Annotated in this window: 11 protein-coding genes and 1 pseudogene; 5 read left to right on the top strand and 7 right to left on the bottom strand. The window is 63.7% G+C overall.

Annotated elements, in window-relative coordinates:
- Nucleotides 1-287 precede the first annotated feature (287 nt).
- Complete coding sequence (locus B5525_RS31575; protein ID WP_079569567.1) at nt 288-1,454, bottom strand: CmpA/NrtA family ABC transporter substrate-binding protein; 1,167 nt, start codon at nt 1,452-1,454, stop codon at nt 288-290.
- Entirely contained in the window at nt 1,451-2,041 is a 591-nt protein-coding gene (locus tag B5525_RS31580; RefSeq protein WP_079569568.1) for an ANTAR domain-containing response regulator, read from the bottom strand. The genes B5525_RS31575 and B5525_RS31580 overlap by 4 nt, the downstream gene beginning before the upstream one ends.
- A 110-nt stretch (nt 2,042-2,151) precedes the next feature.
- Between B5525_RS31580 and rimO the strand changes: the two genes are divergently transcribed.
- A complete protein-coding gene (gene rimO / locus B5525_RS31585; protein WP_079569570.1) occupies nt 2,152-3,477 on the top strand; it encodes a 30S ribosomal protein S12 methylthiotransferase RimO in 1,326 nt (441 codons plus the stop codon).
- Between the two features lie 232 nt (nt 3,478-3,709).
- Nucleotides 3,710-4,906 carry an acetylornithine transaminase gene (locus B5525_RS31595; RefSeq protein WP_079569573.1) on the top strand — a complete coding sequence of 399 codons (1,197 nt, stop codon included), beginning with the start codon at nt 3,710-3,712 and terminating at the stop codon, nt 4,904-4,906.
- A gap of 113 nt (nt 4,907-5,019) precedes the next feature.
- Here the strand turns inward: B5525_RS31595 and B5525_RS31600 are convergent, their stop codons facing one another.
- The 3 genes from B5525_RS31600 to pcsA all read right to left on the bottom strand — a co-directional run bounded on the left by B5525_RS31600 (nt 5,020) and on the right by pcsA (nt 7,542).
- Nucleotides 5,020-5,994 (bottom strand): quinone oxidoreductase family protein, encoded by a 975-nt coding sequence (locus B5525_RS31600; protein WP_079569575.1) that lies wholly within the window; start codon nt 5,992-5,994, stop codon nt 5,020-5,022.
- Between the two features lie 91 nt (nt 5,995-6,085).
- Complete coding sequence (locus B5525_RS31605) at nt 6,086-6,811, bottom strand: TerC family protein (protein ID WP_079569576.1); 726 nt, start codon at nt 6,809-6,811, stop codon at nt 6,086-6,088.
- Complete coding sequence (pcsA, locus tag B5525_RS31610) at nt 6,808-7,542, bottom strand: phosphatidylcholine synthase (protein ID WP_079569578.1); 735 nt, start codon at nt 7,540-7,542, stop codon at nt 6,808-6,810. Before pcsA ends, B5525_RS31605 begins: the two co-directional genes overlap by 4 nt.
- Before the next feature lie 133 nt (nt 7,543-7,675).
- Between pcsA and B5525_RS31615 the strand changes: the two genes are divergently transcribed.
- Nucleotides 7,676-8,875, top strand: coding sequence for a UbiH/UbiF family hydroxylase (locus B5525_RS31615; RefSeq protein WP_079569579.1), 1,200 nt, complete (start codon nt 7,676-7,678; stop codon nt 8,873-8,875).
- Here B5525_RS31615 and B5525_RS31620 read toward each other — a convergent pair.
- Nucleotides 8,872-9,826 (bottom strand): annotated as a pseudogene (locus B5525_RS31620) (AEC family transporter). The gene B5525_RS31615 and the pseudogene B5525_RS31620 overlap by 4 nt on opposite strands.
- Nucleotides 9,827-9,948: 122 nt before the next feature.
- On the opposite strand from B5525_RS31620, the gene hspQ reads away from it, so the two are divergent.
- The gene (gene hspQ / locus B5525_RS31625; protein WP_079569580.1) at nt 9,949-10,281 is read left to right on the top strand and encodes a heat shock protein HspQ; all 333 of its coding nucleotides are present in this window, start codon (nt 9,949-9,951) and stop codon (nt 10,279-10,281) included.
- Between the two features lie 181 nt (nt 10,282-10,462).
- On the opposite strand, the gene B5525_RS31630 is transcribed toward hspQ, so the two are convergent.
- Complete coding sequence (locus B5525_RS31630; RefSeq protein WP_079569582.1) at nt 10,463-11,296, bottom strand: invasion associated locus B family protein; 834 nt, start codon at nt 11,294-11,296, stop codon at nt 10,463-10,465.
- Between the two features lie 328 nt (nt 11,297-11,624).
- Here B5525_RS31630 and B5525_RS31635 point away from each other — a divergent pair, with 328 nt between their 5' ends.
- Complete coding sequence (locus B5525_RS31635; protein ID WP_244568102.1) at nt 11,625-13,391, top strand: extracellular solute-binding protein; 1,767 nt, start codon at nt 11,625-11,627, stop codon at nt 13,389-13,391.
- Nucleotides 13,392-13,394 lie beyond the last annotated feature (3 nt).

The following is a 13,394-nucleotide window of genomic DNA, read 5'->3' on the forward strand; positions in this document are numbered from 1 at the left end:
GGAAATCGATTCGGCGCCAAACGCCGGCTCAATTTTCCAAGGCGCGGTCCGACCAGCCTCGTTGCTGCGGAAATCCATCTCGGACATAAGCCAGCGGGCATCTGCGACGGCTGGCTGCACCGCAACATTCAAGTTGCGTGCCACACACCCGTCTAGGACATATCTTGATAATTCAAAGAGTTACGGCGGGATGCAGGAACCCCGACCGGGATCGGTGCTGCTGATTTCGAGCAGGTAGCCTAAAAAATAGCCCATCGGGATTCCTGCCCGGAAATGCCCCAACCGCCTCAGGACAGCCGGCGTCCGATGGCGAACGCCGCCAGATGGCCGCCAATGTCGTTGGCATCGAACGGCGGGCCGGCGAAGGCACCGATCGTCTCGGGCACGTCAGCACCCTTCCCGTCGCGTCCAAGTGCCGCATCGTAGAGGTCAGGCCTGAACACCGCCTCGGCGGTCGCAAGCGCCTCGGGGCTGAAGGGGGTCTGTCCCCAGCGCACCATCTGCGCATAGAGCCAGGCGGCCTGCACGGGATCGGGGCGCGCCGCGTTTTCCCGTGCCACCAGCAGATAGCGGCTGCTTTCGCGCATGACTCCGTCGGGCGAAATCTTGAGCCGGCCGTCGAGGGTCCGCTGGATCACGTCTGGATCGACCCCGATCCGCTCCGGTGCGCCGAGGATGCGCGCCGCCTCGGCGCGGTTCTCGGGCTGCTCGATGAATTCGGCGGCGCGGAATGCGGCCCGGATCAGGGCGGCGACGAGTTGCGGGTTCTTCTCCGACCAGTTCTGCCTGACCGCGAGCACCTTCTCCGCCGCGCGCACCAGGATGTCCGAGACGAAATGCAGGATGCGGCCGATGCCGAGATCGACCGCGACCGAATTCCAGGGGGCGCCGACGCAAAACGCATCGACGTGACCATTGGCAAGGCTGTCCACCATATAAGGCGGCGGCAGCACCACAAGACGCACGTCCTCATCGGGATCGACGCCGCCGGCCGCCATCCAGAATCGCAGCTGGTAATTGTGGGTGGAGAACGGAAAGGTCATGCCGAAGGTCAGCGGTTCCGCGCCGCTTCTGCGACGCGTGGCGACCACCCGCGACAGCGCCAGCGCGGTCGCCATCGGATCAAAGCGGTCCCCATCGAGCTCCGCCATGATCGCGGCATGCAGCGCCGGCGATACCGTAATGGCGTTGCCGTTGAGGCCGAGATTAAAGGGCGCGGCGATCGGTACCTTGACATGTCCGAGCCCGAGGCTGGAGGCGATCGCGACCGGCGCCAAAAGATGGGCAGCGTCGAACAGGCCGATGTTGAGCTTGTCGCGGACGTTCGACCATGACACTTCCCGCACCAGGGTGACGTCGAGCCCCTCTGCCGCGGCAAATCCCTTGTCGACGGCGACGATCAGCGCTGCGGCGTCGACCAGCGGAATGAATCCTATGCGAAGCGGATGGGTCATTTCAGCAACTCCGACGCGGTCAGGATCGACTGGGCGATCTCGCCGATCTTCTTTTTCTCGCGCATGGCGGTCGACCGCAGCAGCACATAGGCCTCGTCTTCGGTGAGGCCCTTCAGCTTCATCAGGATTCCCTTGGCGCGGTCGATCACCTTGCGGTCCTCCAGCGCGGACTTGGCCCGATCGAGTTCGCCCTGCAGTTTCGCGAAGGCGTTGAAACGGGAGATGCAGAGGTCGAGGATCGGCTTGATCCGCTCCTTTTTCAGCCCGTCGACGATGTAGGCGGAGACGCCGGCGTCGACGGAAGCCTGAATCGACGCCGCGTCGCTCTGGTCGACGAACATCGCGATCGGCCGCCGAACCGCGCGGCTGACCTGGAACATCTGTTCCAGCACGTCGCGGCTGGGGTTTTCCAGGTCGATCAGGATGACGTCGGGGTCGAGCGCGTAGATGCGAGCCAAAAGACTTTGCATTTCGCTGATATGGACCACGCCGGTAAAACCTGCTTCCCGCAGCCCCTCCTCGAGGATCGCTGCGCGGATCGGGCTTTCGTCCACAATGACGATCTTAGGTGAAGACTCGGCGCCCATCGATGACTCGCGTTCCGGCGACTTATCAATAGCACGCCGCAAGCCGGCTCAAAGCCTTGTAATTATGAGCAATTGGGACTAGCTCCTGCCCTTCAACGGACAGATCAGACATGCCACAGGCCGCCGCGCCCAAAGTCAGCTTTGTTTCACTGGGATGCCCCAAGGCGCTGGTGGATTCCGAGCGCATCATCACGCGGCTGCGCGCCGAGGGCTACGAGCTGGCGCGCAAGCATGACGGCGCCGACCTCGTCATCGTCAATACCTGCGGCTTCCTCGACAGCGCCAAACAGGAATCGCTCGGCGCCATCGGCGAGGCCATGGCCGAGAACGGCAAGGTCATCGTCACCGGCTGCATGGGCGCGGAACCCGAGCAGATCGAGGCCGCCTATCCGGGCGTGCTCTCGATCACGGGACCGCAGCAATATGAGAGCGTGCTCGATGCCGTGCACCGCGCGCTGCCGCCGGTGCACAATCCGCATCTCGATCTGGTGCCACCGCAGGGCATCAAGCTGACGCCGCGGCACTACGCCTATTTGAAGATTTCCGAGGGCTGCAACAACCGCTGCAGCTTCTGCATCATCCCGAAGCTGCGCGGCGATCTGGTGTCGCGGCCCGCGGGCGACGTGCTGCGCGAGGCGGAGAAACTGGTAGCCGCCGGGGTCAAGGAGTTGCTGGTGATCTCGCAGGACACCTCCGCCTATGGCGTCGATATCAAATATGCCGAGAGCCCATGGAAGGACCGCGCGGTGCGCGCCAAATTCTTCGACCTCGCCAAAGAGCTCGGCGAATTCGGCGCCTGGGTGCGGCTGCAATATGTCTACCCCTACCCGCATGTCGACGAGGTCATCGGCCTGATGACGGAAGGCAAAATCCTGCCTTACCTCGATATTCCCTTCCAGCATGCGAGCCCCGAGATCCTTAAGGCCATGAAGCGCCCGGCGGCGCAGGACAAGACGCTGGGGCGGATCAAAAAGTGGCGCGAGCAATGTCCTGACCTCACCCTGCGCTCCACCTTCATCGTCGGTTTTCCCGGCGAGACCGATTCCGACTTTGCCTATCTGCTCGACTGGCTCGATCAGGCCGACATCGACCGCGTCGGCTGCTTCAAATACGAGCCGGTGGCGGGCGCCTCGTCGAACGCGCTTCCCAATGCCGTGCCCGACGAGATCAAGCAGGAACGCTGGAACGCGCTGATGGCGCGGCAGCAGAAGATTTCCGCCCGTCGCCTGAAGCGCAAGGTCGGCACGCGGCAGCAGATCGTCATCGACGAAGTCGGCCCGACCGTTGCGAAAGGCCGCTCGAAATCGGACGCGCCAGAGATCGACGGCGCGGTCTATCTTTCGAGCCGGCGTCCCCTGAAAGTCGGCGAGATCGTCACCGCCAGGATCGAACGATCGGATGAGTACGACCTGCACGGCAGCGTCGCCGGCTTCTAGGCGCGCTTGACAGACCACACCCTTCGGCTGTATGGGCCTGTTCCATGATCTTCACCCGGACCCAACTCCGCGCCGCCTGCCGTCGTCACGCCCGTGACGATGATCGTGCGCGCCATGTCCGACGACAACGCTGAACACCTGAGATCAGCACCGTTTTCGAGAAGGCCGCCCCCCAAAGTGCGGCCTTCTTCCGTTTTGGCCTGCCTTTCCATTTCAACCCCAGGAGTTTGCCATGAACATCGCCACCCATCCGTTTGACGCATTGATGAATATCACTGCGCGGCCGCCGGTCGTCTTCGTCCGCGGCGAAGGCGCGTTTCTGTGGGACGACCATGGCAAGCGCTATCTCGATTTCATGCTGGGCTGGGCAGTCAATTGCCTCGGCCACTCCCCGGCTATCGTCGCGGAAGCGCTGGCTGCGCAGGCCAAACAGCTGCTGACGCCGAGCCCGGCTTTTTACAACGAGCCTAGCCTGAAACTGGCAAAACTGCTCACCGATCAAAGCTCTTTCGACCAGGTCTTCTTCGCTAACTCAGGCGCCGAAGCCAATGAAGGCGCGATAAAACTCGCCCGCAAATACGGCGCGCTGCACAAGGGCGGCGCGTACGAGATCATCACCTTCGAGGGCGGGTTTCACGGCCGGACGCTGGCGACGATGTCGGCCTCGAGCAAGAAGGCGTTCGAGCCGTTGTTCGAACCCAAGGTATCGGGCTTTCCGAAGGCCCAACTGAACGATCTCGCCTCGGTACAGCGCCTGATCACGGACAAGACCGTCGCCGTGATGCTGGAACCGATCCAGGGCGAATCAGGCGTCTGGCCGGCGACGGATCAATTCCTGCGCGATCTGCGGGAACTGACCAAGGCGCATGGCCTGCTGCTGATCGTCGACGAGATCCAGACCGGCATGGGCCGCACCGGAAAGCTGTTCCATTATGAACATGCCGATATCGAGCCCGACATCATGACGCTCGGCAAAGGCATCGGCGGCGGCGTTCCGCTGGCCGCACTGCTGGCGACGCGGGCGGCCGCCTGCTTCGAACATGGCGACCAGGGCGGGACGTTCAACGGCAACCCGCTGATGTGCGCGGCGGGGCTCGCCGTCCTGCGGCACGTCGCCGAACCCGCTTTCCTGAAATCGGTCACTGACACCAGCCTCTATCTGGAAAGCGAACTGCAGCGAATTTCCGCGCGCCACGGCCTCGGCGAGGTCCGCGGCCGTGGGCTGTTGCTCGCGCTCGACCTGAAGATTCCGATCGCCGCGTCGGTCGTCGCACAAGCCTTTGAGGACGGCGTTCTGCTCAACGCGCCGCGGCCGGATGCGCTGCGCTTCATGCCGGCGCTCAACGTCACGCGCGCGGAAATCGCGCTGATGACCGATTGCCTGGACGCGATCCTCGCCAGGATCGGCGCTGCGAGGCTGGTCGCATAGGTATTTCGCTCGTCATTGCGAGGAGCGAAGCGACGAAGCAATCCATCTGTCGCAGCATGGATTGCTTCGCTGCGCTCGCAATGACGAGGCCATAAATCGCACTGGTTGAAGCACTACGGCTTCAGGATCGACGCACCCGTCGTGGCCCGGCTTTCCAGGTCGATATGCGCCTTGGCGGCATCCTTGAGCGCGTAGGCGTGGTTGATCGGCACGTGCAGCTTGCCGTTGATGACGGCGGCGAACAGGGTGTCGGCGCCTTCCAGCAGTTCCGAGCGCTTGCCGATGTAGTCGTTGAGCTTCGGCCGCGTTGCAAACACCGAGCCGTGATTGTTGAGTTCGGCGATCGAGAACGGCGGCACCGGGCCCGACGCGTTGCCGAAGCTCACGAACAGCCCGCGCGGCCTCAGGCAGGAGAGCGAGCCCGGAAACGTGGTCTTGCCGACGCCGTCATAGACGACGTCGCAGAGTTCGTTGCGGCTGATCTGCTTGACGCGCGCCACGAAATCCTCGTCGTTGTAGAGGATGACGTGATCGCAGCCATTGGCGAGCGCAAGGTCCGCCTTCGCCTTGGAGCCGACGGTGCCGATGACATGCGCGCCGAGCGCCCTCGCCCACTGGCAGGCCAATAGGCCGATGCCGCCGGCGGCGGCGTGGATCAGCACGCGATGGTGCGGTTCGACCTTGAAGGTCTTGTGCAGCAGGTACCACACCGTCAGCCCCTTCAGCATCAACACCGCGCCCTGCTCATAGGTGATGTGGTCGGGCAGCTTGACCAGCTTTTCCGCCGGGATGTTGCGCTCGCTGGCATAGCCGCCGAGGTTGAAATAATAGGCGACGCGGTCGCCGGGATGAAAATTGGTCACGCCGGGCCCGACCGACAGCACCTCGCCCGCCGCCTCATTGCCGACGACGAATGGCAGTCCGGGCGCCTTGTAGAGGCCGGTGCGGAAGTAGACGTCGATGAAGTTCAATCCGACGGCGTGCTGGCGGATACGAACCTCGCCCTGTCCCGGCGCGGGCACGTCCACGGCCTCGTAAACCAGGGCTTCGGGACCCCCTACCTTGTGCACCCGCACAGCCTTGGTCATCTCAGGTTCTCCCTCGGCGTTTCCTCAGGGATCAACGGAAAGCCATCGACGCTGCGTTGTCAACTCAATGGTCGTATGGAGGTCCCGCCGGCTAGTTAATCGCCTTCTTGCGGTTGCGCCTGGCCAATACATTGAAGAACTCGACCGCCGCCGAGAACGCGATGGCGAAGTAGATGTAGCTCCGCGGAATATGAAACTTGAATCCGTCGGCGACCAACGCCACTCCGATCAGCACCAGGAACGCCAGTGCCAGCATTTTCGTGGTCGGATGCTCGGCCACGAATCGCGCGACCGGGCCGGACGAGACATACATGATGATGCAGGCAATGACGACGGCGGCGATCATGATTTCGAGGTCCTGCGCCATGCCGATTGCGGTGATGATGGAATCCAGCGAGAACACGATGTCGATGATGATGATCTGGACGATCACCCAGAAGAACGCTCCGCCCCCCGTGGCGCCGGCATTCTCGTCATCCGCCGCTTCGACCTCGGCGTGGATTTCGTGGGTGGCCTTTGCGATCAGGAACAGCCCGCCACCGATCAGGATGATGTCGCGCCAGGAAAAGCCGATGCCCCGCAGCGTGAAGACGTCCCGGGTCAGGCCGATCAGCCACACCAGCAGGCTGAGCACGAGAATACGAAATACCAGCGCCAGCGCCAACCCGATTTGACGCGCACGCTTCGCCTGCTTCGCCGGTATGCGCGAGACGATGACCGACAGGAAGATCACGTTGTCGATGCCGAGAACGATCTCGAGCGCCGTCAGGGTCAACAATGCCGCCCAGGCCTCAGGGCTGGTCCACAATTCGATCATGTGTGAAACGATCTCACCAGGCGGATCGCGGCATCGCTCGCCACGACATAGGCCGCAATCGCGCACAGCGCGATGGTGACGGGCGCGCCGACGTCGAAATCGCTCGCCACGGTGAAGATCATGAGCGCCGCCCAGAGGGCGATCAGCGACAAGGTGAGCCAGCGCAGCCGTCGCACGCGGACCGGATGCACGACGTGGAAGGGAAGAAAAGTCGCGACGATCAACACGACGACCCCGAGGCTGGCGAGCGCCGGCGACGGATGCAGCAGGAACAGGTAGAATGCCGCGACATTCCACAGGCCCGGAAATCCGCGAAAATGGTTGTCGGGGCTCTTCATGCGCCGGTCCGCAAAATACAGCGCCCCGGTGACCGTTATTCCTATGCCGAGCAGCGGCGCCGCCAGCGGCAGCAGCAGCCCGCTCGCGGTGATGGCGTAGGCCGGCACGAAGACGTAGGTGACGAAATCGACCACGAGGTCGAGCACTTCGCCCGACCAGTTCGGCAGCACGCGCACGACATCCAGCCGGCGCGCGATCGGGCCGTCGAGCGCGTCGACGACGAGAGCCACGCCGAGCCAGGCAAACATCGCTGCCCAGTGCTCGCGCACGGCCTCCAGCAGCGCGAGCAAGGCGAGGCCGGCGCCAAAAGCCGTGAGTACATGTACGGAAAACGCGGCCGCACGTGCTCCCGCTGGCGCGGATGGGGAATCCTGCTGGCTAATCCGGTCCATTTGGCCAGCAGGACTATCAGGAATCCTCCTGGTTTGCACATCCGCGGTTGCGGCGATCAGCCGCGTAAATAGTTGGAACCTTGGCGACCGATGCGGGCTTGAAAATGCCGCCGGGAACGTCAATTGTCCCGATATGAACGATGCTCCAGCCATCTTTGACATCGCCGTGGTCGGCGGCGGTCCTGCCGGACTTGGCACCGCAATCGCATTGGCCGAGAGCGGCGCGAAGACGGCCCTGATCGCCCGCCGCGCGCCCTACGCCGACAATCGGACCACGGCGCTGTTGGGTGGCTCGGTCGATTTCCTGCAAACCCTGGATGTCTGGCCGCGCTGCAAGGACAACGCGGCGGCGTTACAGGCGATGCGGCTGGTCGACGATACCGGCCGGCTGATCCGTGCGCCCGAGGTACGGTTTTCGGCCAGCGAAATCGGGCTCGACGAATTCGGCTACAACATCGAAAATCGCCTGCTGATGGCTGCGCTGGAACAGCGCGCGGCCGAGCTTGCGGCGCTGACGCGGTTCGACGACGAGGCTGACACCGTCAGCCCTGGCGACGCCGATGTGGCCATCCGCACGGCGCAGGGAGGCTCCCTCGCCGCGCGGCTGGTGGCCGGCGCCGATGGCCGGCAATCGCTCTGCCGCGAGGCCGCCGGCATCGAGGTCAGGCGACGCGAACTCAATCAGTCGGCGCTGACGTTCAACGTCAGCCATTCGCGGCCGCACCGAAATATCTCGACGGAGTTTCATACCCCGCAGGGACCCTGCGTATTCGTGCCGCTGCCCGGCGACCGCTCCAGTATCGTATGGGTCGCAGCGCCGAAGGAGGCCGAACGGCTGCTCGCGCTTTCCGACGACGAATTGTCCGAGGCTGCTGAGGCCCAATCGCATTCGATCCTCGGCCAGCTGCGGGTCGAACCGGGACGCCATCTGTTTCCGCTGGCGATCGAGCGACCGGGGCAGTTCGCGCGCCATCGCATTGCACTGGTCGGCGAGGCCGCGCATGTGATCCCGCCGATCGGCGCTCAGGGCCTGAACATGGGACTGCGCGACGCCGCCGATCTTGCCGAGCTCGTGCGCGAGGCGATGCTCGCGGGCGAAGACCCCGGTTCGCCGCAGGTCATGAAACGCTACGATTTAGCGCGGCGCGCCGATGTACTGAGCCGCACCTTCGCCATCGATATTGCCAACCGCTCCTTGCTCAGCGATTTCCTGCCCATGCAAAGCCTGCGCGCAGCCGGCCTGCATCTGATGGACTCATTCGGTCCGCTGCGGCGCCTCGCCATGAGAGAGGGCCTGGCGCCGTCCTGGCGGCCGACACGGCGGGTTAGTTAGGGAAATACCAGCCGCCCCGTCTGCAACACCCACATCACGCTGGTGAGGGTGACGACGGAAGCAAAGGTCCCGATCAGCACGGCGACGGAGGCCGGCTCGATCCAGGTGTCGTTCTGCCGCGCGATCACGAATACATTGAGCGCCGGCGGCAGCGACGCCATCAAAACTGCGGTAGCCGCCCAGGGTTGTGCGAACGGCCCCAACAGCAGCATCAGGGCGAATACCACCAGCGGATGGATCAACAACTTGATCGCGATCACGCCGGGCACTTCCCAGGGCACGCGGCCGAACGGGCGTAGCGCCACCGTCACGCCGAGCACGAACAGCGCCGTCGGCGCCGCGGCGTTTTGGAGAAAAAATACCGTGCTATCGACCGCGACCGGCAGATGGAGGTGCAGCGCGGCGGCAAGTGCTCCGAGGCAGGCCGACATGATCAGCGGATTGAGCACGATCTGGCGCAGCACGACTCCGAGCGTGTGCCACAGCGACGGATGCTTGCGGTCGGTGAGCGCGATCAACAGCGGCACGATCGTGAACAGGAAGATGCTGTCGCAGCAGAAGATCAGCGCGGTCGGTGCGGCGGCCTTGGAGCCGAGCACGGCCAGCGCGAGACCCGGGCCCATATAGCCGATATTGCCGTAGGCTCCGGAGAGGCCGGCCAGCGTCGCCTCGCGCAACGGCAGGCGGCCGATCATGCGGCCGGCGAACAGCGCAAGGAAAAACGCGGTGGTGGTGCCGAGCGTTGTCGCGATCAGGAACGGCGGATTGTTGAGCTCCTCAAACGGCGTCTTCGACATGATGCCGAACAGCAGCGCCGGCAGCGAAACATAGAGCAGGAAAGAAATTCATCCAGGCGAGGCCCTGCTCCGGCAGCCCCTTCGCCTTGCCGCAGGCGAAGCCGATGAAGATCAGGCCGAAATACGGCAGTGCCAGATTGAGGATATCGACCATCGAGAGGCGTCTTTTTCATCGTTATTGGTCCCGATCGGCACTTGGGGCAGACCAGCTACGCAAAGGTTAATTCGCCGCTTTGCCTCTAGCATCGGCCACAATCATGGTCTATTCGACGAGGTATGATTAAAGCGCGGACCGCCAAGTTTCAGATCGGGCAGATCGTGCGCCACCGGATCTTTTCGTTCCGGGGCGTGATCTTCGATATCGATCCGGAATTCAACAATACCGAGGAATGGTGGTTGTCGATTCCAGAGGACGTCCGGCCTCACAAGGATCAGCCATTCTATCACCTGCTCGCCGAAAATTCTGAATCGGAATACGTCGCCTACGTCTCCGAGCAGAACCTTTTGCCAGACGATTCCGGCGAGCCGATCCGCCATTCGCAGGTCGCCGAGATTTTCGTCAAGGACAAATCGGGCGGCTATCGCCCGCGCAATCCCTCGCTGAACTAGGCGACACCATTTGATTTATAGTCGTAGCCCGGATGGAGCGGAGCGCAATCCGGGGCCGGCATAACGGGGATTCCCGGATGGCGCTCCGCTCCATCCGGGCTAAAAGTCACTTTCACCCAACAAAAAAAGGCGCCCGATCCGGGCGCCTTTTCATTGATCAGTAGCGCAAGCCGCCGGCGCGTTACTTTGCGGCCCCGGTGGCCGAAGCCGCGCCATTAGCGGGCTGTGTGGCCTCGAGCTTCTTGCGCGCTTCGTCAGCGCGCTTCTGCAACTCTTCCTGCAGCTTCTTCTGGGTTTCCTCGAACACCTTCGGGTCGGTCGGCGGACCGTCATAGGCCTTGGCGAATTCGGCCAGCGGCAGCGGCAGCGTGAGCGGCGCGCCGTTGGAGTTGATCGCCTGCACCACCAGGTTCTGCCCCTTCTTCATGTTGGCGAGCAGTTCCGGGGTTACTTCGTAATCCGACATGCAGCCGTTGGCGAAGCAGATTACGTACGGACTCTGCATCGGGGCGTTGGTGTCGACGATCACGCGGGTACCGTGCACCAGCTGCATGCCGAGCGGCAGGGTGACGCGCAGGATCTTCTTCGGCTCGCCTTCCGGTTCGATGATGACGGCGGCGATCACGGGCTGGCCGGACTCGATGCGGCCATCCTTGCCGGTGAAGCAGACCTGCTTGGCGTTGGCATCCTGGCCCTTCAGGCAGAACTTGGTCCAGGGCGCGTAGATCAGCTGAACTTGCTGATCCTGAGGCTGTCCACCCGCGGCAGGGGCTCCGGCGGCCGGCGGCGGGGCCGCCTGTTGCGCGGCCGGTCCAGGCGCTGCGGGAGCGGCTTTCGGGGCAGCCTTGGGCGCCGCCTTGGCCTTTGGCGCCGCAGCGGGGGCGCCAGGGGCCGGAGCGGGCGTTTGCGCCTGGGCGCCGGGCGCCAGCCAAGTCGCGGTCAGTGCCGTCGCCGCCAACAGGGCCAAAACCCGCCCACGTGGCCGAACCGACGCGGCCAAGATACGGAAATTCATTGCGGAAAACCCTTTCTGAACGGGAGCGCCCGAAACCGCTTGTAGGCACCGACACCTAGCCGCTTGGGGCGGCTGTCTCCTTGCCAAATGAGGCGGATACGTGACAGGCCCTGCGGTCTTGGTCAATTGCACGCCTTCATACAGCGGCAGACGAAAAGATCAATGCCGACAAGCATATTTCATATTGGCACGGGGCGCGGCCGGATGCTGTCGGCTATGGTAAAAGTGAGTGGTGAGCAACGCCGAATCACATCAGCATGTCGTGTTGCGAATTTCATGGCGCAGCACATGGATTCGAGCCGTTGTCGGCACGGCGTTCGGCCTCTCGCTGGCGTTGAATCCCGGCAAGCCATTGGCGAGCGAGAGTTACGCCATCGCCATGCACGGCGGGCCTGCCCTGCCGCCCGATTTCACCCACATGCCCTATGCCGATCCCGATGCGCCGAAAGGCGGCCGGCTGGTACAGGGCATTCTCGGCTCCTTCGACAGCCTCAATCCACTGATCGTCAGGGGCCTCGCCGTCCAGCAAATCAGGGGCTATGTGGTCGAGAGCCTGATGGCGCGCGGCAATGACGAGGCGTTCACGCTCTACGGCCTTTTGGCCAGGAGCGTGGAGACGGATGACGCCAGAAGCTATGTCACCTTCCATCTCGATCCCAGGGCGCGCTTCTCCGACGGGCAGCCGGTGACCGCCGAGGACGTGGTGTTTTCCTGGGCCTTGCTGCGCGATCACGGGCGCCCCAATCACCGCCAGTACTATTCCAAGGTTGTCAAGGCCGAGGCCATCGACCCGCTCGTGGTGCGGTTCGATTTCGGGGCGGCCGGCGACCGCGAACTGCCGCTGATCCTCGGCCTGATGCCGGTATTGCCCAAGCACGCCGTCAATGTCGCGACCTTCGAGGAAACCACCATGACGGCGCCGATCGGCTCCGGCCCCTATCGCGTCAGCGCGGTAAAGCCCGGCGCGAGCGTGACGCTGACGCGCAATCCCGACTATTGGGGCCGCAACCTGCCCATCAACCGCGGCCTGTGGAATTTCGACGAGATCAGGCTTGATTTCTATCGCGAGGCCAACGGTCACTTCGAAGCGTTCAAACGCGGCCTCTACGATTTTCGCGTCGAAACCGAGCCGCTGCGCTGGAATGACGGCTACGATTTTCCGGCCGCCCGCGACGGCGAGGTGATCCGCGACACCATCAGGACCGGAATGCCGCAGCCGTCGGAGTTCCTGGTGTTCAATACCCGCCGTCCGATGTTTGCCGATCTCCGCGTGCGCCAGGCGTTGACGCTGTTGTTCGATTTCGACTGGATCAACCGGAATTACTTCTTCGGGCTCTATGGCCGCTCGGCGAGCTACTTCGCGGGCTCCGAGCTGTCGGCCTATGGCCTGCTCGCGGACGACCGCGAGCGCGAACTGCTAAAACCCTTCGCATCGCATCTCACGCCTGACATTCTCGACGGCAGCTACCGTCTTCCCGTCAGCGACGGCTCGGGCCGCGATCGCACCGCGCTGCGCGGCGCACTGACGCTGCTATCGCAGGCAGGCTACGATCTCGACGGCACGGTGCTGCGGCAGCGTTCGACCAAAGCGCCCCTCAGCTTCGAAATCCTGGTGACGACGCGCGATCAGGAGCGCATTGCGCTGGCGTATCTGCGCGACCTGAAGCGCGCCGGCATCGAGGCCACGGTGCGCGCGGTCGACCCGGTTCAATTCGATCAGCGCCGGCTCGCTTTCGACTTCGACATGATCCAGAACCGCTGGGATCAGTCGCTGTCGCCGGGCAATGAGCAGTATTTCTATTGGGGCAGCGAGGCGGCGGGCGTCCAGGGCACAAGAAACTACATGGGCGCCAGGGATCCCGCCATCGACGCCATGATCGCGGCCATGCTGGAGGCGCGCGCCCATCCCGCTTTTGTCTCGGCGGTGCGGGCGCTGGACCGGGCGTTGATGTCCGGCTTTTACGCTATTCCGGTGTTTAACGTGCAGGAGCAATGGATCGCGCGGTGGAATCGGATAGAACGGCCTAAGGTCACCGCCTTGTCGGGCTATCTCCCGGAAACCTGGTGGCAGCGGCCGGAGCGGCAACCGAAGTGATCC

The organism is Bradyrhizobium erythrophlei, assembly GCF_900129505.1.
In the GTDB taxonomy this organism is placed as follows: domain Bacteria; phylum Pseudomonadota; class Alphaproteobacteria; order Rhizobiales; family Xanthobacteraceae; genus Bradyrhizobium; species Bradyrhizobium erythrophlei_D.